This window comes from Diaphorobacter sp. B2A2W2 (assembly GCF_056730635.1).
In genome coordinates this window covers 119,577-145,100 of sequence record NZ_JBWZOR010000008.1, presented here as the reverse complement: position 1 = coordinate 145,100, position 25,524 = coordinate 119,577, and the positions used below count along the sequence as shown (strand labels likewise).

Below are 25,524 nucleotides of genomic sequence, written 5' to 3'. Positions count from 1 at the left end.
TGGGGCCGCAGCACCGCGTCCTAAGAGATGGAATCACGCGCTCAGCAACTGCCGCAGTACATACGGCAGGATGCCGCCCGCACGGTAATAGTCCACCTCGATGGGTGTATCGATGCGCAGGGTGACGATCACTTCCTGGCAGGAACCATCCGCACGGCGAATGACAAGGCGCGCCTCGCTTTGCGGTGTGAGCGCGGGGTCTGGAATCACGTCGATCACCTCGTCGCCTTGCAGGCCCAGGCTCTGCCACGAGTCGTTGCCGCGCAGCTGCAGCGGCAGCACGCCCATGCCCACGAGGTTGGAGCGGTGGATGCGCTCGAAGCTGCGCGCCACCACCGCCTTGATGCCCAGCAACTGGGTGCCCTTGGCCGCCCAGTCGCGGCTGGAGCCGGTGCCGTATTCCTCCCCCGCGAAGATCACCGTGGGCGTCTTGTTGGCGATGTAGTGCATCGCGGCGTCGAAGATGAACATCTTCTGGCCCTGCATCGGCCCCTCGCCCTGGAAGAGGGTGACGCCCCCCTCCTCGCGCGAGCCGTCGGCCAGCGGCGGGATCATGAGGTTCTTGATGCGCACATTGGCAAAGGTGCCACGCATCATCACGTCGTGGTTGCCGCGGCGCGCGCCGTAGCTGTTGAAGTCGGGCTTGGCCACGCCGTGCTGCAGCAGCCACTGGCCGGCGGGAGAGGTTTCCTTGATGGAGCCTGCGGGAGAGATGTGGTCCGTGGTGATGGAGTCGCCGAACAGCGCCATGATGCGGGCACCCATCACGGATTCAGAGGTTTTTTGGCCCGTAACGCCCTGTTTATCAGCGCTGACAGCTACTGAATCGAGAGCAAAATCCGCGAAGAATGGCGGCTCCGCGATATAGGTGCTGCCGGGCCACACATAGACGTCTCCGTCCACCCCGCGGATCTTGTTCCACAGGGCTCCGGGGTCGGTCTTGACCTTGGCGTAGTTCTCCTTGAAGGCCTTGCCGTTCATGGCGTACTTCATGAGCGCATGGATCTCGTCGCTGGTGGGCCAGATGTCGCCCAGATACACGTCGCGCCCGCCCTTGCCCTTGCCGACCGGCTCGGTCATGAGATCCTTGAGCACCGTGCCCGCGATCGCATAGGCCACCACCAGCGGCGGGCTGGCCAGGAAGTTGGCTTTGAGGTTGGGGTGGATGCGCGCCTCGAAATTGCGGTTGCCCGACAACACCGCGGCACACACCAGGTCATTGCTCGTGATGACCTCGTTGAGCTCGGGCGCCAAATCGCCCGCATTGCCGATGCAGGTCGTGCAGCCATAGCCCGCCAGGGCAAAGCCCAGCTTTTCCAGATAGGGCAGCAGCCCGGTCTGCGTGAGGTATTCGGTCACGATGCGCGAGCCCGGCGCCAGCGAGGTCTTGATGTGCGGCGCGACCCGCAACCCTGCCTCCACTGCTTTCTTGGCCAGCAGCCCCGCAGCCAGCAGTACGCTGGGGTTGGAGGTGTTGGTACAGCTGGTGATCGCCGCGATCAGCACGTCGCCGTTGCCGATGGTCGGGTCCGCCCCCTTGGCGGGCAAATGGATCGCCGCGTCTTCGTGCTGCACCTCCAGGCGCGGCTTGTTCTGCTCCATCTCGACCAGGAAGCGCGGCGCCCCTTCGGGTGCGGGTTTTTCGCTGGGGGCCCCCTCGGTCACGGGCGCCATGCGCCGGTGGATATGGTGGCGCGTGTGCAGCAGCTCAGCGGGCTGGTTGAAACCCGACTCGGCCACCGGTTTGCTGAACAGCTCGGCAAACTGGCGGCACACGTTGCCCAGTTCGATGCGGTCCTGCGGGCGCTTGGGGCCAGCCAGGCTGGGGGTGACATCCCCCAGATCCAGACGCACCACCTGCGAGTAGTTGATCTCCCCCGCGCGCGGCACACCGAACAGGCCCTGTGCGCGAAAGTACGCTTCAAACGCATCGATCTCCGCCTTGGTGCGCCCCGTGCCGCGGAAGTAGTCGATGGTCTTCTCGTCCACCGGGAAGAACCCCATGGTGGCCCCATATTCCGGTGCCATGTTGCCGATGGTGGCGCGGTCGGGCAGCGCCAGGGTCCGCGTGCCTTCTCCAAAGAACTCCACGAACTTGCCCACCACCTTCTCGCGGCGCAGGATCTCGGTCACGGTGAGCACCAGGTCGGTGGCGGTGACACCCTCGCGCAGTTGGCCCGAGAGTTCGAAGCCCACCACGTCGGGCGTGAGGAAGTACACCGGCTGGCCCAGCATGGCGGCCTCGGCCTCGATGCCGCCCACGCCCCAGCCCACGACGCCAATGCCGTTGATCATGGTGGTGTGGCTGTCGGTGCCCACCAGCGTGTCGGGGTAGTACACGCCGTCGTTGCCCTTGTGCACGCCGCGTGCGAGGTATTCCAGGTTCACCTGGTGCACGATGCCAAAGCCCGGAGGCACCACACCAAAAGTGCTGAAGGCCTGCATGCCCCACTTCATGAACTCATAGCGCTCGCGGTTGCGCTGGAATTCCAGCTTCATGTTCAGGTCGAGGGCCTTCTTCGTGCCGTAGTAGTCCACCATGATGGAGTGGTCCACTACCAGGTCCACAGGCACCAGCGGTTCGATCTTGCGGGGGTTGTGGCCCAGGCGCTGGGCCACGCTGCGCATCGCGGCCAAATCGGCCAGCAGCGGCACGCCCGTGAAATCCTGCAGCACGACGCGCGACACCACGAACGGAATCTCGTCCTTGCGCGGCGCATTGGGCGCCCAGCGAGCCAACTGCTCCACATGCTCTGCAGTGATGCGGCGGCCATCGCAATTGCGCAGTACGGATTCCAGCACGATGCGCAGGGACACCGGCAGCCGGTTCACCCCCGGAAACTGGCGCGCCAGCGCAGGCAGCGAATAGAACTTGCCGCTCTTTCCCGCTGCCGTGGCAAACGTAGCGAGCGTGGAAGCAAAAGCGTGACCGGGGTTGCGGGAGGCTGCCATACAAGAACTCCTGTGGGTAACGACAGAGCCCATTTTGGCAGCGCCGCACTGCAGAGCCAACGCATCGCGAAATACCTTTACCCCACGCTGGGGGCAATCGGATTTAAATGAATACGCGTTCTGCGGTCGCGGCGCGGCCAGAAAGCACCGGTACAGCGCTCCTGCACCGTATCCGTTAATCGGTGCGTGGGCCACTTTGCCGAGTGTCTGACATCAGCGGGTCCTTTGACGCACCCACCATATTGCCGCGCACCGCGCCACGAATACTGCACCCCTCATAAGCGACAAAACCCGCCAAGGCCACGCCCCAGCGGGTTCTTCAAATCACACGCAAAACAGCGGTTAGGTCGGCCCGGAGAATTGCGCCGAGCCGCGCCGCCACGTGGTGTTCAAATAGCGAACTTCTCGCGGTCTTCGTTTTGAATCCATTTCGGCGCCTTGCCGCGGCCCGTCCAGGTCTGGCCCGTGGCGGGGTCGCGGTATTTGGGCGCGACCTTGGTTCCACTGGTTGCAGAAACGCGGCCCGTGCGGCCTGCCGGGAACACATCCTGCTGCGTCAGGCCATATTCCGCCACCAGTTCTCGCACTTGCGAGATAGCAGCCGTCAATTCACGGCGTCGCGCCTCGGTGATTTGCTGCTCAAGGGCTTCACGCTGTTTCAACAGTTCTTTGTAGCTGACGGTCATGGAGGTATGGAGCGTTAAGGATTAATGGGCACGCGGATTATAAAGTCCCAAACCCAATCCCGTTACAAGTTCATGGCAATTGGCCGCATAAAAAAGCAACCAACAACCCCAGCCCGGATCACTACCTCTCATGGACACCCTCAAGGAACCTTTTCTCGCGCAGGTGCACAAATGCATCCGTATCATTGCTTGCACCAAAATGGTGATTTGATTCAACTAGTTACTAACGCTTCTGGTTTGCGCAGCACTTTCCCAGCATCGCATAGCCCTTCAAATAACCACCGATTCCACCCAGTTGGCGCGCACAATCGCCGCTTCTCCTGACTCTGTTCTAAGAATATGGCTCTATATTGTGTGGGCGACATCCAGGGTTGCGACAACGCCTTTGAACGCCTGCTCGCCACCATTGGTTTCTCGCCCAGCCGGGACACGTTGTACGTGCTGGGTGATCTGGTGAACCGCGGCCCGGACTCCGCCGCAGTGCTGCGCCGCTGCATCACCCTCGGAGACAGCGTGCGGCCCCTACTCGGCAACCATGATTTGCACCTGCTCGCTGCCGCCTACGGCACGCGCCGACCGTCGCGGCGCGACACGCTGCAGGGCATCCTGCTGGCGCCGGATCGGGACGAGATGCTCGAATGGCTGAGGCACCAGCCGCTGGCGCGGCGTGTACACCATGGTGGCGGCGACCTGCTGATGGTGCATGCCGGCGTGTTGCCACAATGGACGGCAGATGAGACGCTGGCATATGCCGGCGAAGTCGAAGCCGTCCTGCAAAGCCGGGAGTTCGCCGGTTTTCTGCAGCAGATGTACGGGAATTCTCCCGACCTGTGGAGCCCGGAGCTTCAGGGAACGGACCGCCTGCGCGTGATCGTGAATGCGCTCACGCGCATGCGCTTTTGCTCACCCGAGGGCCGTATGGATTTCGAGAGCACCGAAAGCGCCTCCGAGGCGCCTCCAGGGCTGGTGCCGTGGTTTGACGCACCCGGACGTCGCACGCAGAACACACTGATCGCCTTTGGCCACTGGTCCACGTTGGGCTGGCTGAATCGGGCGGACGTCCTCGGGCTGGACACCGGGTGCGTGTGGGGCGGCTGCCTGAGCGCGGTGCGTTTCGGCACGACGCTGGCCGACCGCGAGCGCTACCACGTGGAATGCCCGCAGGCGCAAATGCCCGGTGCCTAGGCACGCTATCAACAATATAGCTTGGAGCGCTTGCTGTTCCGTCAGTTGAGCCGCAAATCGCCAAAAGCCTTCTTCGCGGCACCGCTGGCCCGCGAAGAAAGCGTTTTCATGCTGCGCGCGCAGGCACTGGCCGCAGCGCGGCGAGCATTCCAGGGGAACTCCAGCGCGTGCCATCCGCGCTCGCCACGAGGGCTTCGACATGTGCGTGGCCTGCATGCCATGCAGGTGCTGCTGCAGGTCCTTGGACCATCAGCGCCGTGCCCCAGCCGTTGACGTCTTCAACACGCTCGGCCAGGAGCGCCACGCCACGCACACCTTCCGTGGGCCAACCCGTGCGGGGGTTGAGCACATGGTGCAGGCGGCGTCCTGCACGCAAGAAGCCTCGCTCGTAATCGCCGGACGATGCCACCACGCCGCGCCCTTGCAGCTCCAGTACGCCCAGCAGCTGCGCCGGAGCGGAGGGATTGCGCACGCCCACACGCCAGGGACGGTCGTGCTGCCGGCCCATGACCAGGACATCGCCACCGCCGTTGACCAGAGCATCCGTGACACCGGCGCGTTCCAGCACTTGCAAGCCCGCTTGCAGAATGGGTAACTTCGCCACGCCGCCCAGATCCAACCCCATGCCCGTCCGCGCAAGGTAGGCCGTTCCTGCGCGCTCGTCCAGCACGAGGTGGCGCGCGTTCACCAAACGCAGCGCCTGAGCGATCTCCTCAGGTGCCGGCGCGGCTTCGTGGCCGGGTTCAAAATGCCAGCCCCGCAGTGCACCGATGGTGGGATCGAAGGCGCCAGCACTTTCTTGGTGCAGGCGACGCGCCGTGCGCAGCACCTGCATCACTTCCGGGGCCACGTGCACGGCATGCCGGCCGGCGGCCGCGCCGAGGCGCGCCACGTCGCTGCCCTCCCGGTAACGGCTCATGAGCGCCTCCAGGCGCTCCATTTCCGCGAACGCGTGCAGCATCACCTGCTGCACAGCGTCGGCATCGCGGCCATTGCCAACGGCAGCCGCGATGTCCACGCGTGTGCCCATGAGGGTACGGCTCGCGCGCACCAGGGGCTGCGCGCCCTCCACCATGCCAGCCAAAGCCTGGCGCGGGTCGAGGTACGCCAGCGCGCCCAGCAACGGCAGCGCAAGGGCGAAGCGCCGCCGCGTCCACCGGTTGCCTACCGCCGGCATGCACCGATCTGAATTCATCGCGAGCCCCTCCGGTCCTTACATCGACTGGTCAGCCATGAAATCCACGGCAGCCTTCACTTCGTCGTCGCTCAACGAAGCCGCGCCGCCGCGCGCGGGCATCATGCCCTTGCTGCCGGTGAAGCCTTCGATGGCGTGCTTGTAGAGCGTGTCCTTGCCCTGGGCAATACGCGGCGCCCAATCGGCCTTATCGCCAGGCTTGGGAGCCCCTGCAACGCCGGCCGCATGGCACATCGCGCAGGTTTTGCCGTACACGCTCTTACCGACGGTGTTCTCCGCCGTCGCGGGGGCGGCGGCAGGTGCTTGAGCGGCTGGCGCGGGAGCAGGGGTAGGCGCGGGAGCCGGTGCTTGCGCAGCGGGTGCAGGAGCAGGCGCGGGCGCCGGAGCGTCGTTTTTGCCACAGGCGGCGAGCAGCAGGGTTGCGGCGGCCAGCGCCATCGTGAGAGATGTCTTTTTCATGAAAGCCTTTCTTGTTGACGTCCAAAACCAAAAGGGCATCTTAGCCTGCGCCCCATGCAACGAGCCTGCCCTTCAATGGGTCGTCAGTTTGGTAGTTTCCAGAATCATTCATTTGATGTAAATCAACATCGAAAGAAACATTCAAAGTGAACATTTAGGCACTGTCACCACAGAGGTGGCTTCCAACACGCGCCGTTAGAGCCCATACTTCCGCCATGGATAAACTCCGCTCCCTGAACCTCCTACGCTGGTGGGCAGTGGCGTGGTTCGTCCTTGGTTTTGGGGCGGCACTAGCCTCCCCCCTCATTCAGCCGCGCACCATGGAACTCGTCTGTTCCAGTGCCAGCGGCGCCACCTTGGTGGTTCACCATGCCGGTAGCAATGCCGTGCTCGACATCCTGGGCATGGACTGCTCGCTGTGCCTGCCCAGCATGGAACCGCCGCAACCCGCCGTACTGACCGTGCCGGGCTGGCCCATCACCCATTCCGTACCCCTGCCACCGCCTCGTGTGGTGGCCGTTGCCCCCACGGCCGCGCCACCACCTGCGCGCGCGCCCCCATTTTCCGCTTGCACTACCTGAAAGAGGACATCATGAGCGACAAGAGAGAGAGCCTGAACCCTGAAACCGTCGGCATGGGACGCCGCCGGTTCATCAATACCGCTGCTTTGGCGGGACTGACCGTGGGCGTTGCCGCGTGCAACGACAAGCCCGCAGCCGCCCCTGCAGCATCCGGCACCCCCGCGCCGGCACCCGCCCCCGCTGCTGCCGCCCACGCCGGCGCCAATGTGCACCTCAAGCCCGGTGAGCTCGATACCTACTACGGTCTTTGGAGCGGCGGCCACAACGGCGACGTTCGCGTGCTGGGCCTGCCCTCCGGTCGTGAACTTCTGCGCATTCCCTGCTTCGTGCCTGACGCACTCGTGGGCTGGGGCATCACCAATGAATCCAAGGCCGTGATGGGCACCAAGCCCGACGGCAGCCTGCGCTACACCGTGGCGGACACCCACCACTTGCACGGCTCGTACAAGGACGGCAACTACGACGGCCGTTACGCCTGGGTCAACGACAAGATCAACAGCCGCATCGCGCGCATCCGCCTGGACTACTTCATCTGCGACAAGATCACCGAGCTGCCCAACGTGCAGGGCTTCCACGGCATCTTCCCCGACAAGCGCGATCCGGTCGACCCCAACATCAACTACACCACGCGCGTGTTCTGCGGCGCTGAATTCGGCATTCCCCTGCCCAACGACGGCAAAGATGTGAACGCTACCGAGAAGTACCGCTCGATGTTCACCTGCGTGGATGCCGAGACCATGGAAGTGCGCTGGCAGGTCCTGATCGACGGCAACTGCGACCTGACGGCCACGTCGTTCGACGGCAAGCTGGCAGCGACCAACCAGTACAACACCGAGAACGGTGTGCACTACGAAGACATGATGTCGGCCGAGCGCGACGCCTGCCTGTTCTTCAACATTGCCCGCATCGAAGAAGCCGTGAAGGCCGGCAAATTCAAGACCTACGGCACGTCCAAGGTGCCCGTGGTGGACGGCACCCGCGAAGCCAACAAGGATGCCAAGACCGCCCTCACCGCCTATGTGAGCGTTCCCAAGAACCCGCACGGCGTGAACGCCAGCCCCGACCAGAAGTACTTCATCTGCGCCGGCAAGCTGTCGCCCACGGCCACCGTGATCGAGCTGGCCAAGGTGCTGGACTGGTTCGACGGCAAGAGCGAGAAGCTCGACGACGCCATCGTCGCCGAGGTGGAAATCGGCCTGGGCCCGCTGCACACCGCCTTCGACGGCCGCGGCAACGCCTACACCACGCTGTTCCTGGACAGCCAGATCGTCAAGTGGAACATCGACAAGGCCATCGCCTTCCACAAGGGTGACAAGAACGCCACCTACGTCGTGGACCGCCTGGACGTGCATTACCAGCCTGGGCACATCAATGCCACGCACTCCGAGACCGTGGCCGCTGACGGCAAGTTCCTCGCCGTGGGTTGCAAGTTCTCCAAGGACCGTTTCCTGCCGGTGGGCCCCTTCCACCCCGAGAACGAGCAGCTGATCGACATCTCGGGCGACAAGATGGTGCTGCTGGCCGACCACCCGGTGCGCGGCGAGCCCCACGACTTCATCATCTTCAAGCGTGACATCGTGAAGCCCAAGCAGGTCTACGACCTGGACGAGTTCCCGCTGGCCGTCAAGGACGCCAAGGAATCCGGCGTCTTCCGCAACGGCAAGAAGGTCACGGTGAAGCTCACGTCGCAGGCCCCTGCCTTCAGCCTGCGTGAATTCACCGTCAAGAAGGGCGATGAAGTCACGCTGATCCTCACGAACCTCGACAAGATCGAAGATTTGACGCACGGCTTCGCGGTGCCCAAGTACAACATCCAGTTCGTGATCAACCCGTTGGAGACGAAGTCGGTGACCTTCATCGCCGACAAGCCCGGTGTGTTCTGGGCTTACTGCTCCACGTTCTGCCATGCGCTGCACCTGGAAATGCGCACGCGCATGATCGTCGAAGCCTGATGACGCGCAACCCTCCTGGGCCTGGCCTGGGAGGGTTGCAAATCAAATTGGCTTCTTTCGCAGACGCAGCAAGCGGCGCCTGCTATTAGTTGGATAGTGCAATGTTTTCCCTAGGTTCACGGTTAGCCGCTTTCTGTCTTGCTCTGGTCCTCGCCGCCCCGCTTTGGGTGCCGCGGGCGCACGCAGGTGCCTACGAGGCGGAACTGCCTGCGAACCTGGCTACCACGCCCGACATGTGCGCGCTGCTGCCGTGCACCGAAGTATTTCCGGGCGCTACGCATTTTTCGCCGCGCAAGGGCCAGCCGCCCTATGTCGAGGCGTATGACAACGACTCGGCCCAGAAGAAGCTTCTGGGCTACGTCATGCTGTCGACCGACATCACCGACACGCCCGCTTACTCGGGCAAGCCGGTGGTCACGCTCATCGGTATGGACACGCAGGGCCGCTTCGTCGGCATGAAGGTGCTCAAGCACTCCGAGCCCATCCTGCTGCTGGGCATCCCCGAGTCGGCACTCATCAATTTCAACAACCAGTACATCGGCAAGTCGGTCACCGACACCATCGAAGTCGGCCCTTCCCGCCCCGATGAGAACGTCATCGGCGTCGACGCCATCTCCGGCGCCACCGTCACCGTGGTGGCTCAAAACCAGGTGGTCATGGCCTCGGGCTCGGCCGTGGCACGCCAGACCGGCATCATTGCTCCCACGGTGCGCGAGCAGCCGCGCTTTGTCACCACCGGACAAACCTACGATTGGACCCAACTCGTCAAGATGGGCGCGGTGCAGCAATTGCTGGTCAAGCCCGAACAGGTGGGCCTGCCGCGCGGCCCCGAGCCCTTCATTGAAATGTGGTTCGGCGACCTGAACCAGCCCGACGTGGGCCGCAGCCTGCTGGGCAAGAACAGTTTCGAAAGCCTGCGTTCACGCCTCAAGGAAGGCGAGAGCGCCATGTTCGTCATCAAGACCGGCGGGCAGGAGTCCTTCAAGGGATCAGGTTTCGTCCGCGGCGGCATTTTTGACCGTGTGCAGGTCAAGCAAGGTGCCGACTCCTTCACCTTCCGCGACCTGGACTCCCTTAATCTGTACGGCCTGGAGGCCGCCGGCGCACCCCGCTACACCGAGTCGTCCATCTTCATCATCCGCTCGCAGGCCTTTTCTGCGGCCTATCCGTGGAAATTCGCCTTCCTGGGCAACCGGGTCGATCGGGCCACAGGCCATCGCAGCTTTGCCGTCTTCGAGTCCAAGTACTGGTTGCCGGCAGATCTGCTTGAAGGCGGCCGCCCCAAGGTGCAAGAACCCGATGCCCCCTGGGTACGCATCTGGAAATCGCAGGCCCTGCCCATCAGCCTGTTCGCCCTGCTGCTGATCGCAGTCACCGTGGTGTACGCCTTCCGCGAAAGGCTCACCCGCCTGTCCACGCACAAGAACAAGTGGCCGGTCAATGGCTTCAAGTACACCTTCTGGGCCATCAGCATCTTCTGGATCGGCTTTGGCTACATGGCCCAGCCGTCCATCACCCAGGTGCTGACCTGGTTCCACTCCGTCCTGTTCCAGTGGACCTGGTCGCTGTTCCTGTCCGATCCGTTCATCTTCCTGTTCTGGATCTTCATCATCGTGACCGCCTTCTTGTTCGGGCGCGGGCTGTTCTGCGGCTGGATGTGTCCGTTCGGCTCGCTGCAGGAGGCGATCTTCAAGATCGCCAAGGCCCTCGGGCTGAAGCGCTTCCAGACACAGCTGCCCCAAAAGTGGCATGACCGGCTCAAGTGGATCAAATACGCCGTCTTCTTCGTCCTGCTGGCGGTGTCGATGTTCTCCATGGGTCTGGCCGAGAAGCTGGCCGAGGTCGAACCCTTCAAGACCACGTTCCTGGTCGGCGTGATGAACCGGGCATGGCCCTATGGCCTGTTCGTCGCCGCCATCCTCGGCGTGTCGATCTTCATCGAGCGCCCCTACTGCAAGTACATCTGCCCGCTGGGCGCCTCGCTGGCCATGCCCAGCACCTTCCGCTGGTTCGGGTTGAAGCGCAAGCAGGACTGCAACAGCTGCAAGGCCTGCGCGGTGGGTTGCGGAGCCCAGGCCATCGACGCCGACGGGCGCATCGACCACCGGGAATGCCTGCATTGCCTGGATTGCATGATCCTGTACACCGACACCAAGGGCTGCCCGCCTCTGGCCAAGGAGCGCAAGCGCCGTGAGAAGGACGGCTTGGAGATGACGCCTATCGGCAAGAATGGCTACTTCATCCCCATCTACCCCGCCACCGTGCAGGACCAGATATCGGCCAAGGCCGCCCAGGGCCCCGATCCGCGCATGCCCACCGAACCCACGCTGCCCGCGCACAAGCGCAACGTAGGCTTCATGAGCTGGCTGCTGCTGGAACTGCGCGACCATCTCTGGCCCTGGAGCGCCGAAGGCTGGCGCAGCCAGCGCGCGCTGCAGATCGCCGGGCTGTCGCTGGCGGTGGCGGCCACCATCGCCTGGATCATGGCGGCCATGGGCCACCTCTCGTCGGGCGCCATCATCGGCTGGTGGTTCGGCTGGAGCGTGTACGAAGTGCTGATTCGCCTGTCGGGCCGCCGTTACGTCAAGGACGGCCCATGGTGGCGCGACAATTATCGCGTTGCAGGTGTAATGGACATGATGAGCTACGTAGGATTCAAGAACCTGATGATCGGTGCTGCACTGTTCCTGGTGCTGCAGGCGCTGGGACTGTTCACCCCATGAAGGGCGGTGTCACCCACTTAATGCTGGCCTTGGCGATGACCCTCGCCGGGGCCTGCCAGGCAGCCACCCTCCATGTGCGAGCGGGCGACGATCTGACCGCCGCCGTGCGCAAAGCCAAGGCAGGCGATGTGCTGGAGATTGCGCGGGGCACGTACCGCGCCAATCTGGTGATCGACAAGCCCCTCACGTTGCGCGGCGTGGACCGCCCCACCATCAGCGGCGGCAACCAGGGCGACACCATCCGCGTCACCGCTCCGGACGTGGTGATCGAGGGCCTGATCGTGCGCGACTCGGGTGACGACCTCAAGGATCAGAACGCCGGCATCTACCTCTACCCTGGCGCCCACCGTGCCGTCGTACGCCGCTGCGACCTCACCTACAACCTGTTCGGTCTGTGGATCGAGAAGGCCAATGACGTGCTCATCGAGCACAACATCATCACCGGCAAACGTGAATACTCCTCGCCGCAGCGTGGCAACGGCGTGCAGCTGTACAACACCAAAGGCGCAAAGATCCTGAACAACAACATCAGCTTCGTGCGCGACGCGCTCTACGTGGACGTCTCGCACCATGCGCTGTTCAAGGGCAATCAGCTGCATCACAGCCGCTACGGTACGCACTACATGAACTCCTACTACAACCTGTGGGAGGACAACGACACCTACTACAACCGTGGCGGCTTGGCCCTGATGGAAGTGCGCGAGCAGACCGTGCGCAACAACCGCGCCTGGGGCAACTCCGACCACGGCATCATGCTGCGCACGCTGCAGGATTCGGTGATCGAAGGCAACGTCGTGGCCGGCAACAGCCGGGGCTTCTTCATCTACGACGTGGAGTACATCAAGCTCAACAACAACCTGGTGGTGGACAACACCGTCGGCGTGCACCTGGCCGCGGGCTCGAAGAACAACGAAGTCGAAGGCAACGACTTCATCTCCAACCGCGAGCAGGTACGCTACGTGGGTGCGCGCGACGAGCGCTGGGGCGCCAAGAGCGGCAACCACTGGAGCAACTACCTGGGCTGGGACCGCGATGGCGACGGTGTCGGCGATGTGCCCTACGAGGCCAACGACATGGTGGACCGCCTGACCTGGCGCCACCCTAGCGTCAAGCTGCTGCTGGCCAGCCCGGCCGTGCAGGCCCTGCGCCTGGTGGGCCGGCAGTTCCCTGTGCTGCGCGTGCCATCGGTCGTGGACCCGAAGCCGCGCATGCAGCCCAGCAATCAACAATGGAGTGAATGGCGTGGCAAGCATTTCCCCGGCCAGTGACAACGTGGCCATCTCGCTGCGCGGCGTCAGCAAGCACTACGGCGCGCTGCACGCCGTGGACGGCGTGGACCTGGACATCCCCAAGGGCGAGATCTTCGGCCTGATCGGGCACAACGGCGCAGGCAAGAGCACGCTGTTCAAGATGATGCTGGGCCTGGTGAAGCCCACGCAGGGCACGCTTTTGATCGCAGGCGCCCAGGTGGGTGGGCGGGGATTCCGCGCCGCCCGCCGCCAACTGGGCTACCTGCCCGAGAACGTGGTGCTCTACGACAACCTGGACGGGTTGGAGACGCTGCGCTTTTTCGCGCGGCTGAAATCTGCCCCGCTAGCGCAGTGCGCGGACATTCTGGAGCGCGTGGGCCTGGCACACGCCGGCAAGCGCCCGGTGCGCGAGTATTCCAAGGGCATGCGCCAGCGCCTGGGCTTCGCGCAGGCATTGCTGGGCAGCCCGCGCGTGTTGTTCCTGGACGAACCCACCAACGGCCTGGACCCGCAGGCGATCCGCGACTTCTACGCCACGCTGCGGGGCCTGCAGGCCGAGGGCGTGACCATGGTCATCACCTCGCACATCCTCGCCGAACTGCAAGAACGCGTGGACCGGCTCGCCATTCTCTCGGCCGGCCGCATCCAGGCGCTGGGCAGCGTGCAGCAGCTGCGCGAGCAAACCCGCATGCCGCTGTCGTTCGAACTGGACATCGCACCCGCCGACCGGCCCGCCGCCGCACAGGCGCTGGAGCAAGCGACGGGCATCGTCCCCGAGCACACGCCCGAAGGCTTGCGCCTGCACTGCCCGCGCGAGCAGAAGATGGCCGTGCTGGCCGCCCTCGCGCCACTGGGTGCGCGCGTGCGCGACCTCAAGCTGCTGGAGCCCTCGCTCGAAGACGTGTTCTTCGGCTTCGCCGACTGACACCCTGCCCACGACGCCCCATGGAACTGACCCAGATCTTCACCATCGCCGCCAAGGAATTCCGCGATCGCATGCGCAATCGCTGGGTGCTTGCGGTGGCCCTCGTCTTCACCGTGTTCTCACTCGTCATCGCCTACTTCGGCGGCGCGCAGCAGGGCACGGTGGGCTTTCGCTCCATCGAGTTCACCATCGCCAGCCTCGTCAGCCTGGTCATCTACCTCATCCCGCTGATTGCGCTGTTGCTGGGGTTCGATGCCATCGTGGGCGAGCGCGAGCGCGGCTCGCTTGATCTACTGCTGGCCCTGCCCATCACCCGGCTGGAATTGCTGCTGGGCAAATACCTGGGCTTGGCGGCTGCGCTGGCGCTCTCCACCCTGGCGGGCTTCGGGCTGGTGGCGGTGCTGCTGTGGCGCCACATGAGCGCCAATGCCCTATTCCACTACGGCGGCTTCATGATCAGCTCGGTATTGCTGGGCCTCGCATTCCTGAGCCTGGCAGTGATGCTGTCGGTGCTGGCTCGCGACCGCACGCGCGCCTCGGGCCTGGCCATCGCTACCTGGTTCTTCTTCGTGCTGGTGTTCGATTTGCTGCTGCTGGGCCTGCTGGTGGCCACGGGCGGGCAGTTCGCGGGCGATGCGTTCGCCTGGCTGCTGCTGCTGAACCCGGCCGACGTGTTCCGCATCCTCAACGTGTTCTCGCTCGAAGACGTGCGCACGCTCTACGGGCTCGCCAGCGTCGTTCCCTCGTCGCTGGGTAGCCCCGCAATCATGGGTGGCGTGATGCTGGCGTGGATCGCCCTGCCGCTCGCCATCGCCAACTGGAGATTCAAGCCATGACCTGTTCCTGCATCACCCGTCGCCGTGCACTGTGCATGGCCGCCTTCACGGCGCTGGCCACCAGCAGCCTGCTGGCTGGCTGCGGCGACAAGGCAGCCGAACAGCAGTCCCTTGCGCCCGTGGAGATCGACCGTTCCACAAGTTGCGAGCTCGACGGCATGCTGCTTGCAGACTACCCCGGCCCCAAGGCGCAGATCCACTACGCGGGCCAGGAAAAGCCCTCCTTCTTCTGCGACACCATCGAACTGTTCAACACCCTGCTCGCCGGCGAACAAGTGCGTGCAGTGCGCGCCGTGTACGTGCAGGACATGGGCAAGGCCGACTGGAACGAACCCAAGGGCCACTGGATCGACGCCAAGACCGCCGTCTACGTGCTGGGCAGCAAGCGGCATGGCTCCATGGGCCCCACCATCGCCAGCTTCGCGCAGGAGGCCGATGCAGCCAAGTTCGCCGGTGAACATGGCGGCAAGGTGCTGCGCTTTGCGGACATCAAGCTCGACATGGTGGACCTGAGCGGCGGTGCGCTGCACGACACCCGCATGTAACAGCCCTTGCACCATGTCTGCATCCACCCTGAGTCCTCCGCCGCACCAGCCACGCCGCAGGCGCATGCTGGTTGCGGGCACGCTGGCGTTTGCAGCCGCGGCGGGCGGGCTCTGGGGCGTGCCGAGCCTGCGCAGCGCGCTGCGGCCTCAGCCGGCTCCCGCCCTGGAGCCGGACGTCTGCATCGTCGCACCCCCGACGCCGTACGACCCCGCGTCGGGCCTGCCGCCCACAGCAGCGCGCCCCATTCCGGTGGATGCGCGCTGTCCCGTATGCGGCATGTTCCCCGCCCGTTCGCCCGACTGGGCGGCGCAGGTCATCTTTCGCAATGGCGACGCACAGTTTTTCGACTCGCCCCTGTCGCTGTTCATGTACCTGCAGGACGTGGCCCGCTACAGCCCCGGCCGCAGTGCACGGGACATCATGGCGCACTACGTCACCGACACCACGCGGCCTGCGGCCGCGGGCGGCGCCCGCTGGACGGACGCGCTGTCTGCCTATTACGTGCACGGCTCGTCGGCGCGGGGGCCGATGCGCGCCGGCAATCTGCCCGCGTTCTCGACACGGGAGGCCGCGCAGGCCTTTGCCGCACAGCGCGGCGGCACAGTGCTCGCCTTTGGCGCCGTGGATGCACCCCTGATCGCGCAGTTGGCGGGCCCTGGCGGGCACAATCACCCCTAGCACTCGCTATTAAAAACATAGCTATCAGCGCTTATTCCGCAAGCGCTAGGGGCACTTTTTATTGAAAAGGCCGCTGAACGGCGGCCTGTGTTTTCAGTGGGTTGATGGCTCGGCCGTAGAGGCCTGCGGTGCCTTGAACAAGGCGGGTAATTTGCGCTTGGGCTTGATGTTGGCGGAGATGCCGCCACGCGCGGGCGATGCCTTGGGGGCCACCTCCCAGCTCGCAGACGCACCGGCCGAGGTGCTGGCCTCGTAGGGCTTGTCGAAGAACGGATCGCGAGACGCTGCAGGCGCGGAGCGGTACGCGCTGCGCTCACGACTGCGGGGGGCGGCTGGAGCGCCCTCGCCCGAATCGTCGCCGCCCCAGGCGCGGCGGCCGTCGTTGTAGCGGCCCCGCGGACGATCTTCCTGCAATTCCAGCGGTTCCAGCTCGATCTTCTTCTTGATGAGCTTCTCGATATCCGCCACCAGGCGGGTATCGCTGCTGGCCGCCAGCGTGACGGCCAGACCCGATGCGCCGGCGCGGCCCGTACGGCCGATGCGGTGCACGTAGTCCTCTGCATTGAAGGGCACGTCGTAGTTGAACACCGCGGGCACGTCTTTGATATCCAAGCCCCGCGCCGCCACGTCGGTGCAGACCAGCAGGTCCACCTCGCCGCTCTTGAAGGCTTCCAGCGCCTTCAGTCGCTCGTCCTGGCTCTTGTCGCCATGCAACGCGGCGGTCTTGAGACCGTCGCGCTCCAGGCTGCGGGCCAGGCGCGCGCAGCCCAGCTTGCTGTTCACGAAGATGAAGGCCTGCTTGAGGCCGCGCTCGTTCAGCACATGGCGGATGGCGCGGCGCTTGTCGTCGCCGTCTACCGCGAAGAAGCGCTGCTCCACGGTGGAGGCGGTCTCGTTGGGGCGCGCGACCTCGATGGTGATCGGGTCCTGCAGATAGCTGCCGGCCAGGCGCTTGATCTCGGGCGAGAAGGTGGCGGAGAACAGCAGCGTGGTGCGCTGCTTGGGCAGGTAGGAGAGGATGCGCTGCAGGTCGGGCAAGAAGCCAATGTCCAGCATGCGGTCGGCCTCGTCCAGCACCACGTACTCGACCTGATTGAGCACTGCGTTCTTGGCCTCGATATGGTCCAGCAGACGGCCGGGCGTGGCCACCAGCACCTCGACGCCCTTTTTCAGCTCGATGGTCTGCGGCTTCATGTCCATGCCGCCAAACACCACCGTGCTGCGCAGCTTGGTGTACTTGGCGTACAGCGCGATCTGCTGCGCCACCTGGTCCGCCAGCTCGCGCGTGGGCAGCAGCACGAGCGCGCGCACAGGGTGGCGCGCGGGGGAGGCTGAACTGTTCTCGTGCTTGAGCAGGCGCTGCAGCAACGGCAGCGAAAAGGCCGCCGTCTTGCCGGTGCCGGTTTGCGCCGCACCCATCACGTCCTTGCCGGTCAGCACGACAGGGATCGCCTGCGCCTGGATCGGCGTCATGTTCTCGTAGCCCATCTCGGCTACGGCGCGCTTGAGCGGCTCGGCCAGCGCAAGAGTGGAATAGGGTTGTGTCATGAAGCCGCTATTGTCGCATTGCAGCAGCGGCGAAGGCCAACAAGCCTGTCAACGGCCTGTACCGGGGCGTCTCCTGCTTGGCGCGAAAACGACGGCTTAGCGCGCGTTCACGGTGTCAAAGCGACTGTGCGTTGAAAGTGTTGCAGCCTTGCACACTGCCGGTCTTGAACCCCTGCGTGAACCACCGCACGCGCTGCGCGCTGGAGCCGTGGGTGAATGCATCGGGCCGCACGGTGCCGGTCTGCTGGCGCTGCAGCGCGTCGTCACCGATCTGCTCGGCGGCGTTCACCGCGGATTCGATGTCGCCTTGCTCCAGCCAGTTCTTGGCCTGTTGCGAATGGTGGGCCCAAATGCCGGCGTAACAGTCGGCCTGCAGTTCCAGCCGAACCGACAGCGCGTTCTGTTCGCGCTGGCTCACGCGCCCGCGCATGCCGTCCACCTTGCCGGTGGTGCCCAGCAGGGTCTGCACATGGTGGCCGACCTCGTGCGCGATCACGTAGGCGCGGGCAAATTCGCCTGGCGCACCCAGCTGGCGGCTCATGGTGTCGAAGAAATCCATGTCCAGGTACACCTTCTGGTCCCCAGGGCAGTAAAACGGCCCCATCGCGCTCTGCCCCGTGCCACAGGCCGTGGGCGTGGCTCCGCGGTAGAGTACCAGCTTGGGCTGGCGGTACTGCGCCCCACCCTGCTGGAACACCTGCGCCCACACATCCTCCGTGGACGCCAGGACGGTGGAGACGAAGGCAGCCTCACGGTCGCCCTGCGGCGGACGCTGGGCCGGCCCCTGTTGGACCTGCGGCGCGCCCCCGCCCGACAGTACGCCGATGGTGGTCAGCGGGTTGATGCCAAACACACCCCAGCCGATGAGCGCCACAACGATGGTGCCAATGCCGATCGAGCGTCCGCCGATGAAGCCGCCCCCGCCGCCGCTGCGCCGGTCTTCCACGTTGTCCGATTCGCGATTGCCTTCCCATCTCATGGGTATCTCCTGCGTGCACGACGCACCAGCCACCGATGTTACGCCCCGCGGCGCCACCCTCGGGATTTCGCGCCGCGCACTACTGCTGCGCGGCCAGCAACATGTCCTGCGACGGGCGCGGCTGCAGCGTGTGGTTGACGTACTTCGCCATCCGTTCGTGGGCTTGGTGCGTGTGGCGTTCCACCACCGCCTGCAGCACCCACAACTGCGCAAGGATGACGATGGCGGCACCCAGCCACATCCAGAGGCTGGGCGTGGGCGCAGACTTCACGGGCGGATCCCATGGCCGTGGCGCAGCGGGGGAGGCGGGATCATGGATGGGGCGGGACATGCAGTACTCCTGAAACACTGCAGCCATCCTAGGCAGCGCCACGCAACCGCACCACCGGCGCAGGGCCAGCCCGCGTGTAGGACGGCGGCAAGCGCCGACGCAGGAGGCGGCGCGCACCCCACGGTCCAGGCCGCGGTCCTTTAGGCAGGTCCTTCAGGCCTTGGGCAGCGTCACCCCGTGCTGGCCCTGGTATTTGCCGTTGCGGTCCTTGTAGCTCACGGCACATTCCTCGTCACCCTGGAAGAAAAGCACCTGCGCGCATCCCTCGCCCGCGTAGATCTTGGCGGGCAGCGGCGTGGTGTTGGAGAACTCCAGCGTCACGTAGCCTTCCCACTCGGGCTCGAAGGGCGTGACATTGACGATGATGCCGCAGCGCGCATAGGTGCTCTTGCCCAGGCAGACGGTGAGCACGTCGCGCGGGATGCGGAAGTACTCGACGGTGCGCGCGAGCGCGAAGCTGTTGGGCGGGATGATGCAGTAGTCGCCCTCGAAGTCCACGAAGCTCTTTTCGTCGAAGTTCTTCGGGTCCACCACGGTGCTGTGGATGTTGGTAAAGACCTTGAATTCACGCGCGCAGCGAATGTCGTAGCCGTAGCTGCTGGTGCCGTAGCTGATGATCTTGCGCCCGTCCTGCTGCCGGATCTGGCCGGGCTCGAACGGCTCGATCATGCCGTGCTGCTCGGCCATGCGGCGGATCCATTTGTCGCTCTTGATGCTCATGGGGTACTCCTGGCGCGTATTCTAGGTGAATGAAAGCTACTTAAATGATAGCTGCTGGCGCTTGATACATAAGCGTCAGAGGCAAATACTTCATGCAATGACCGTGCGCTCGATCAAACGGTCGTCGCCGAGCACGATCATCGCGAACAGCAGTTCGTCCAGGTGGGCTGCGCCCGCCGTGCGCCGCGCCAGCAGCGGGGTCGCTGCAGGATTCAGCACCACGAAGTCGGCTTCGCAACCCGGCTGCAGGTTGCCCACCACGCCATCCAACCCCAACGCCCGCGCGGCACCGGCGGTATGCAGCCACCACAGCCGTTGCGGCGCCAGGCTCAGTCCCGTCTTGGTCTGCCCCTCCCGGCCTACGTAGTACGCGGCCAGCATCGTGTGGAAAGGGCTGAAGCTGGTGCCGCCGCCCACGTCGCTGGCCAAGCCGTAGCCGAAGCCCATGCGGTCCGCGCCCGCAAAGTCAAACTGGCCACTGCCCAGGAACAGGTTGCTCGTGGGGCACACGGCAGCCACCGCGCCGCTCTCGCGCATGGCGGCGCGGTCCTCGTCGTCGAAATGGATGCAATGCGCGTACACCGCGCGCTCACGCAGCAGGCCGACACGGGCATACACATCCAGGTAGCTCCGCGCGTCGGGGAACAGCTCCCGCGCCCAGCAGATCTCCTGCTGGTTCTCCGCCACATGGGACTGCACCCATACGTCGGGGTAGCGCGCGGCCAGCGCACCCGCGCCGCTCAGCTGCTGCGGCGTGCTGGTGGGGGCAAAACGCGGCGTGATCGCATAGCCCAGCCGCCCCTTGCCGTGCCAGCGCTGGATGAGCGCTTCGGTATCGATGAGGGATTGCTCGGTCGCGTCGCGCACGCCGTCGGGCGAGTGGCGGTCTTGCAGCACCTTGCCGGCAATCAGGCGCAGCCGCCGCGCCTGTGCCTGCGCCATCAGCGCATCCACCGAGCCCGGATGCGAGGTGGCGAAGGTGAGCGCGGTGGTCACGCCGTTGCGCTGCAGCTCGTCGAGGAAGAAGCACGCCACCTCGGCGGCATAGGCCGCGTCGCCGAAGCGCGATTCGTGCGGGAAGGTGTAGTTCTCCAGCCAGGGCAGCAGGCCGTCGGCGGGCGAGCCGATCACGTCCAGCTGCGGATAGTGCACATGCATGTCCACGAAGCCCGGTGCAATGATGCGGCCGGGCCAGTGGGTCACCGGCTGCGAGGCCTGAGGAAGATAGAGGGGCGCCAGCGCGCGCCACGCGCCGGCGGCGTGCACGCGCTGCACGCCCCGGTCATCGGGCGCGGTGGCCAACAGGCCGTCTTCTTCGTACAGGGCCGTGCCGTCGTCGGCAAAGCGCAGGAGCGCAGATCGGTAAAGGTGCATGGCCCCGGATGATGCCCGCAATACCGGGGGGCGTCAGGGCGCGATGCTGGCGCCGTTTTCGTACCAGCGTTTGAAGGTTTCGCGCTCTTCGTCGGACAGTGCGCCCGGGTTGCCAAATGGCATCTTGCGCAGCTGCACCACCTGTTGGTAGATCTGCTGCGCGTGGCTCTTCACGTCCTGCGGGGTGTCGAACTTCACGTTCTTCTGCGCGATGGTGTTGGCGCTGTGGCACACCACGCAGTGTTTTTGTATGACGGCGTGCAGTTGTTCGTAGCCTGCGGCGGCCGGCACGGCGGCGGACACGGCCGGCGCAGCCGGCTTGAGCCATACCACCACGCCCACCAGCACCACCACGCCCACGGCCGCATAGGGCCAGGGATGGCCGTTGCGGCCCAGCTTGTAGCCGTGGCGCATCACGAAGAACTGGCGAATGGCCGCGCCTGCGAACATCATGAGGATCAGTACCAGCCAGTTCTGCCCATGGTTGTAGAGCCAGCCGTAGTGGTTGGAGAGCATGGCGAACAGCGCCGGCAGCGTGAAGTACGTGTTGTGCACGCTGCGCTGCTTGCCGCGCTTGCCATGCACCGGGTCCACCGGCTGGCCGGCCTTCAGTGCCGCCACCACCTTGCGCTGGCCGGGAATGATCCAGAAGAACACGTTGGCGCTCATCGAGGTGGCGAGCATCGCGCCCATCAGCAGGAAGGCCGCCTGGCCGGGAAAAATGCGGCAGGCCAGCCACGCGGCGATGCACACCAGGACCAGCACCAGCGTCCCCACGATGGCATCGCCGTTGGCCTTTTGGCCGAACACGCGGCAGATGCCGTCGTACAGCAGCCAGAACACCACCAGAAAGGCCAGTGCCGCCGCGATGGCCATGGCGGGCGACATGAGCGGGTCGGCCGGATGCACCAGGTAGATGCCCGCGTTCCACAGATACGAAACCGTGAGCAGCGCAAAGCCGCTGAGCCAGGTGGTGTAGCTCTCCCAGAAGAACCAGTGCAGATGGTCCGGCAGCTTCGGGGGCGCCACGTTGAACTTGACCGGGTGGTAGAAGCCCCCGCCGTGCACAGCCCAAAGCTCGCCGTTCACGCCCTGGCGCTTCAGGTCCTCGTCGACCGGCGGCGTGAGGCTGCTGTCCAGAAAGACGAAGTAGAAGGAGGAGCCTACCCAGGCGATGGCAGTGATGACGTGCAGCCAGCGCAGCAGCAGATTGGCCCAGTCGAGGAAGTAGCTTTCCATCGTGTTTCAACCTCGGCGGCCCGGCGGGCCGCCTGCAAGCTGCTCACCACTGCGGGCGCTCTGAGCAGAAAAAGAGGGGCCGCGCACCGTGGCAGGAAGCTGCCGGGGCACCGCTGCGACCCGTTTTGTGAACAGGAGTGTATGCACTTTTCTGGCAACGGCCGCTGGAATGGCCCAGGGATTGTCCCTAACCCTGCAGGATGTAATCCGGATGCTGGGCGCATACGTCGTCCACCGCGCTGAGCGTGCCCGACAGGTGCTCGCGCAACGCCTCCTGGGCCGCGGGAGCGTTCTGCCGGTCAATGGCGTCGAGGATGGCCCGGTGCTGGCGCATGATGACGCCCGTCTTGCCTGCGGTGGGCAGGTGCAGGCGGCGCAAGCGATCCACATGGCCGGAGTAGCGGCGCACCAGCGCCCACAGGCCCATGACGCCGGCCGCCTCATACATCAGGCGGTGAAAGCCATGGTCCGCTCCCAGAAAGTCGTCATAGCGCTGCGCGGCGGCCAGCGATTCCTGCAGTGCGCACTGCGCCTGCAATTGCACTACCAGGCCGGGGGGCGGCTGCAGCGCCAGCGTGCGCACGATCTCCAGCTCGATGGAGCGGCGCAGGAAGTGCGCTTCGCGCGCAGCCGCCACGTCGATGCGGCTGACCAGCGTGGCGTGCTGGGGAAAGACTTCCACCAGGCCCTCCTCTTCCAGGCGCAGCAGCGCCTCGCGGATGGGCGTCTGGCTCACGCCGAATTGCCCGGCCAGGTCGCTGCGCACCAGCATCGCGCCGGGCACCAGCTCCAGCGTCAGAATGGCCTCGCGCAGGCTTTCGAAGACCTGCGGGGCGGCCAGGCGCGAACGGTCAAGGCGGAACTTGGTCAGTATGGGCATACGTGGATTCTCGCATTCGTGCACTAATATATTAGTGTTCCAATATTTCAAATGACACGCCTTCACGGCCGTGCCCGCCTCTCCTTTTCTCCGTCCACGCACTTCCCAAGGATTCCCATGTCTGCTTCCTCCCCCCACGGCCTGCTCATCAACGGCGAATGGGTTTCCACGTCCCAGGCCGCACCCAACACCAATCCCAGCAACCTGGCCGATGTGGTGGGCGAATACGCCCAGGGCGACGCCTCGCACGTGGACGCCGCCGTGGCGGCCGCCACCGCTGCCTTCCCCGCATGGAGCACGTCGGGCATCCAGGCGCGCCACGATGCGCTGGACAAGATCGGCAATGAAATCCTCGCGCGGCGCGAGGAGCTGGGCGCGCTGCTGGCGCGCGAGGAAGGCAAGACCCGCGCAGAAGGCATCGGCGAAGTCGCCCGCGCCGGGCAGATCTTCAAGTTTTTCGCCGGCGAATGCCTGCGCCTGGCGGGCGAGACCGTGCCCTCGGTGCGCCCCGGCATCGGCGTGGAGGTCACGCGCGAGCCCATCGGCGTCGTGGGCCTGATCACGCCGTGGAACTTCCCCATGGCCATCCCCGCCTGGAAGATCGCGCCGGCCCTGGCGTTCGGCAACTGCGTGGTGTTGAAGCCCGCCGACCTGGTGCCCGGCAGCGCGTGGGCGCTGGCCGAGATCATCCACCGCTCGGGCATCCCCGCCGGCGTGTTCAACCTGGTGATGGGCCGCGGGCGCGTGATCGGCGAGGCGCTGGTGCAGCACCCCGGCGTAGCTGCCATCAGCTTCACCGGATCGGTCGGCGTGGGCCGCGGCATCGCCCAGGCGTGCGTGCAGAACGGCAAGAAGGTGCAGTTGGAGATGGGCGGCAAGAATCCGCAGGTGGTGCTGGACGATGCCGACCTCGCGCAGGCGGTGGAGCTGTCCGCACAGAGCGCGTTCTATTCCACGGGCCAGCGCTGCACGGCGTCCAGCCGCCTGATCGTCACCCAGGGCATCTACCCGAAGTTCATCGAGGCGCTCCAGGCACGCATGGCGAAAATCAAAGTGGGCGATGCGCTGGCCACGGGCACCGACGTGGGCCCTGTGGTGAGCCAGGCGCAGCTGGAGCAAGACCTGTCGTACGTGGAGATCGCCAAGGCCGAGGGCGGCGTGCTGGCGGCCGGCGGCCTGCGCGTGGCCTGCCACACGGGCAGCGGCAACGAAGGCTTCTTCATGGCGCCCGCGCTGTTCGTGGATACGGCGCCGGCGATGCGCATCAACCGCGAAGAGGTGTTCGGCCCCGTGGCCAGCGTGATCCGCGTGCGCGACTACGACGAAGCCCTGGCCGTGGCGAATGACACCGAATTCGGCCTGTCCGCCGGCATTGCCACCACCAGCCTGAAATACGCCACGCACTTCAAACGCCATGCACAGGCGGGCATGGTGATGGTGAACCTGCCCACGGCCGGGGTGGACTACCACGTGCCCTTCGGCGGGCGCAAGGGCTCCAGCTACGGCCCGCGGGAACAAGGCCGTTATGCGCAGGAGTTCTTCACGACGGTGAAGACGGCCTATACGCTGGCGTGACCCACGCAACTCCTGTATTAATAGCTGCTGGCGCTCGCTCCATAAGCGCCAGCGGCCATTTTTATACGCATTCTCCTGCCAGCCGCTGCAGCAACTGCGCGGCCACGGCCACGGCGATCACCTCGGGCTGCTTGCCGGCGATTCCGGGCACGCCGATCGGGCAGGTCACCTGCGCCAGCTCGGTATCCGAGAACCCCCGCGCCGCCAGCCGGTGCCGGAAGGTGGCCCACTTGGTGCGGCTGCCGATCAGGCCGATGAACGGCAGATCGCCGCGCGCCCGCTGCCGTGCGAGGCACGCCGCCACGATGTCCAGATCCTCCGCGTGGCTGAAGCTCATGATGAGCACGAAGGACTGCGGTGCCACACCCGGCACGGCCGCCTGTACCGGGTCGGACTGCTCACAGACCACGGACGCGCCGTCCCCCTGCGGCGGGAACACGCCATCGCGGCTGTCGATCCAGTGCAGCGCAAACGGCAGCGGCGCCAGCACCCGCACCAGCGCATGCCCCACATGGCCGCCGCCGAAAAGCGCCACCGGCTGCAGCCGCGGTGCCAGGCGCTCGCGCAAGGCCGGCGCGTCAGCAGCCCCCACGCATTCAAACCGCAGCTGCACCACGCCGCCGCAGCACTGCCCCAGGCTGGGGCCCAGCGCATGTCGCACGAGCGGCATGCCCGAAGGGTTGCCAGCCAGGTGCTCCGCCAGGCGTTCACGCGCTTCGCGCAGCGCCTGCAGTTCCAGATGGCCGCCACCGATGGTGCCGACGAAGTCGTCGCCCACCGCGAACACCGCCAGCCATGCCCCGGCTTCCCGCGGCGCCGAGCCTTGGGTAGACTCCACCGTCACCAGGCAGGCGGGTGCGGTCTTGATACGCTCCAACAGGCAGTCCAATGCCTTCACTCGCTGATTCCT

General features: G+C 65.4%; 22 protein-coding genes. 10 read left to right on the top strand and 12 right to left on the bottom strand.

All coding sequences use genetic code 11. The annotated features are described in order from the left end of the window. Positions 1 to 33: 33 nt before the first annotated feature. Both AC1PPL_RS14095 and AC1PPL_RS14090 read right to left on the bottom strand, forming a co-directional pair. The gene (locus AC1PPL_RS14095) at positions 34 to 2,952 is read right to left on the bottom strand and encodes an aconitate hydratase (protein ID WP_479973548.1); all 2,919 of its coding nucleotides are present in this window, start codon (positions 2,950 to 2,952) and stop codon (positions 34 to 36) included. A gap of 389 nt (positions 2,953 to 3,341) precedes the next feature. Next, positions 3,342 to 3,638 (bottom strand): H-NS histone family protein, encoded by a 297-nt coding sequence (locus AC1PPL_RS14090; RefSeq protein WP_011804577.1) that lies wholly within the window; start codon positions 3,636 to 3,638, stop codon positions 3,342 to 3,344. A 339-nt stretch (positions 3,639 to 3,977) separates the two neighbouring features. Here AC1PPL_RS14090 and AC1PPL_RS14085 point away from each other — a divergent pair, with 339 nt between their 5' ends. After that, entirely contained in the window at positions 3,978 to 4,823 is an 846-nt protein-coding gene (locus AC1PPL_RS14085; protein ID WP_479973547.1) for a symmetrical bis(5'-nucleosyl)-tetraphosphatase, read from the top strand. 106 nt (positions 4,824 to 4,929) lie between these two features. Here AC1PPL_RS14085 and AC1PPL_RS14080 read toward each other — a convergent pair whose 3' ends face one another. Together AC1PPL_RS14080 and AC1PPL_RS14075 are read right to left on the bottom strand one after the other, a co-directional pair. Further along, on the bottom strand, positions 4,930 to 6,018 hold the full coding sequence (locus AC1PPL_RS14080) for an FAD:protein FMN transferase (protein WP_479973546.1): 1,089 nt from the start codon (positions 6,016 to 6,018) through the stop codon (positions 4,930 to 4,932). An 18-nt stretch (positions 6,019 to 6,036) separates the two neighbouring features. Next, positions 6,037 to 6,477 carry a c-type cytochrome gene (locus AC1PPL_RS14075; protein ID WP_041835930.1) on the bottom strand — a complete coding sequence of 147 codons (441 nt, stop codon included), beginning with the start codon at positions 6,475 to 6,477 and terminating at the stop codon, positions 6,037 to 6,039. Between the two features lie 320 nt (positions 6,478 to 6,797). Between AC1PPL_RS14075 and AC1PPL_RS14070 the strand changes: the two genes are divergently transcribed. The 8 genes from AC1PPL_RS14070 to AC1PPL_RS14035 all read left to right on the top strand — a co-directional run bounded on the left by AC1PPL_RS14070 (position 6,798) and on the right by AC1PPL_RS14035 (position 15,968). Next, complete coding sequence (locus tag AC1PPL_RS14070) at positions 6,798 to 7,058, top strand: hypothetical protein (protein WP_228403558.1); 261 nt, start codon at positions 6,798 to 6,800, stop codon at positions 7,056 to 7,058. Between the two features lie 11 nt (positions 7,059 to 7,069). Further along, complete coding sequence (gene nosZ, locus AC1PPL_RS14065) at positions 7,070 to 9,010, top strand: TAT-dependent nitrous-oxide reductase (protein ID WP_011804572.1); 1,941 nt, start codon at positions 7,070 to 7,072, stop codon at positions 9,008 to 9,010. A 101-nt stretch (positions 9,011 to 9,111) separates the two neighbouring features. Continuing rightward, on the top strand, positions 9,112 to 11,733 hold the full coding sequence (locus tag AC1PPL_RS14060) for a 4Fe-4S binding protein (protein WP_479973545.1): 2,622 nt from the start codon (positions 9,112 to 9,114) through the stop codon (positions 11,731 to 11,733). Beyond that, positions 11,730 to 13,001, top strand: coding sequence for a nitrous oxide reductase family maturation protein NosD (locus tag AC1PPL_RS14055; RefSeq protein WP_088887386.1), 1,272 nt, complete (start codon positions 11,730 to 11,732; stop codon positions 12,999 to 13,001). Before AC1PPL_RS14060 ends, AC1PPL_RS14055 begins: the two co-directional genes overlap by 4 nt. Continuing rightward, positions 12,976 to 13,908 carry an ABC transporter ATP-binding protein gene (locus AC1PPL_RS14050; protein ID WP_011804569.1) on the top strand — a complete coding sequence of 311 codons (933 nt, stop codon included), beginning with the start codon at positions 12,976 to 12,978 and terminating at the stop codon, positions 13,906 to 13,908. Before AC1PPL_RS14055 ends, AC1PPL_RS14050 begins: the two co-directional genes overlap by 26 nt. Positions 13,909 to 13,928: 20 nt before the next feature. Continuing rightward, a complete protein-coding gene (locus tag AC1PPL_RS14045) occupies positions 13,929 to 14,744 on the top strand; it encodes an ABC transporter permease (RefSeq protein ID WP_011804568.1) in 816 nt (271 codons plus the stop codon). Continuing rightward, complete coding sequence (locus AC1PPL_RS14040) at positions 14,741 to 15,289, top strand: nitrous oxide reductase accessory protein NosL (protein ID WP_287743030.1); 549 nt, start codon at positions 14,741 to 14,743, stop codon at positions 15,287 to 15,289. The genes AC1PPL_RS14045 and AC1PPL_RS14040 overlap by 4 nt, the downstream gene beginning before the upstream one ends. A 64-nt stretch (positions 15,290 to 15,353) precedes the next feature. Next, on the top strand, positions 15,354 to 15,968 hold the full coding sequence (locus tag AC1PPL_RS14035; protein ID WP_479973566.1) for a nitrous oxide reductase accessory protein NosL: 615 nt from the start codon (positions 15,354 to 15,356) through the stop codon (positions 15,966 to 15,968). Positions 15,969 to 16,061: 93 nt separating this feature from the next. On the opposite strand, the gene AC1PPL_RS14030 is transcribed toward AC1PPL_RS14035, so the two are convergent. From AC1PPL_RS14030 to AC1PPL_RS14000, 7 genes are all read right to left on the bottom strand, one after another. Beyond that, positions 16,062 to 17,516, bottom strand: coding sequence for a DEAD/DEAH box helicase (locus AC1PPL_RS14030; protein ID WP_088887388.1), 1,455 nt, complete (start codon positions 17,514 to 17,516; stop codon positions 16,062 to 16,064). A gap of 115 nt (positions 17,517 to 17,631) precedes the next feature. Then, a complete protein-coding gene (gene ypfJ, locus AC1PPL_RS14025; protein WP_011804564.1) occupies positions 17,632 to 18,495 on the bottom strand; it encodes a KPN_02809 family neutral zinc metallopeptidase in 864 nt (287 codons plus the stop codon). 79 nt (positions 18,496 to 18,574) lie between these two features. Continuing rightward, on the bottom strand, positions 18,575 to 18,826 hold the full coding sequence (locus AC1PPL_RS14020; protein WP_312129707.1) for a hypothetical protein: 252 nt from the start codon (positions 18,824 to 18,826) through the stop codon (positions 18,575 to 18,577). Between the two features lie 153 nt (positions 18,827 to 18,979). Further along, positions 18,980 to 19,546, bottom strand: coding sequence for a dCTP deaminase (dcd, locus tag AC1PPL_RS14015; RefSeq protein WP_011804563.1), 567 nt, complete (start codon positions 19,544 to 19,546; stop codon positions 18,980 to 18,982). Between the two features lie 90 nt (positions 19,547 to 19,636). Continuing rightward, positions 19,637 to 20,920: a guanine deaminase gene (gene guaD / locus AC1PPL_RS14010; RefSeq protein ID WP_479973544.1), complete on the bottom strand. Its 1,284-nt coding sequence runs from the start codon at positions 20,918 to 20,920 to the stop codon at positions 19,637 to 19,639. A gap of 33 nt (positions 20,921 to 20,953) precedes the next feature. Continuing rightward, the gene (locus AC1PPL_RS14005; RefSeq protein ID WP_479973543.1) at positions 20,954 to 22,159 is read right to left on the bottom strand and encodes a urate hydroxylase PuuD; all 1,206 of its coding nucleotides are present in this window, start codon (positions 22,157 to 22,159) and stop codon (positions 20,954 to 20,956) included. 187 nt (positions 22,160 to 22,346) lie between these two features. Next, the gene (locus tag AC1PPL_RS14000; protein WP_041835929.1) at positions 22,347 to 23,039 is read right to left on the bottom strand and encodes a GntR family transcriptional regulator; all 693 of its coding nucleotides are present in this window, start codon (positions 23,037 to 23,039) and stop codon (positions 22,347 to 22,349) included. A gap of 117 nt (positions 23,040 to 23,156) precedes the next feature. On the opposite strand from AC1PPL_RS14000, the gene AC1PPL_RS13995 reads away from it, so the two are divergent. Beyond that, positions 23,157 to 24,614 (top strand): aldehyde dehydrogenase family protein, encoded by a 1,458-nt coding sequence (locus tag AC1PPL_RS13995; RefSeq protein WP_270175102.1) that lies wholly within the window; start codon positions 23,157 to 23,159, stop codon positions 24,612 to 24,614. Between the two features lie 61 nt (positions 24,615 to 24,675). Here the strand turns inward: AC1PPL_RS13995 and xdhC are convergent, their stop codons facing one another. Next, positions 24,676 to 25,512 carry a xanthine dehydrogenase accessory protein XdhC gene (gene xdhC, locus AC1PPL_RS13990; RefSeq protein WP_479973542.1) on the bottom strand — a complete coding sequence of 279 codons (837 nt, stop codon included), beginning with the start codon at positions 25,510 to 25,512 and terminating at the stop codon, positions 24,676 to 24,678. Positions 25,513 to 25,524: the final 12 nt, after the last annotated feature.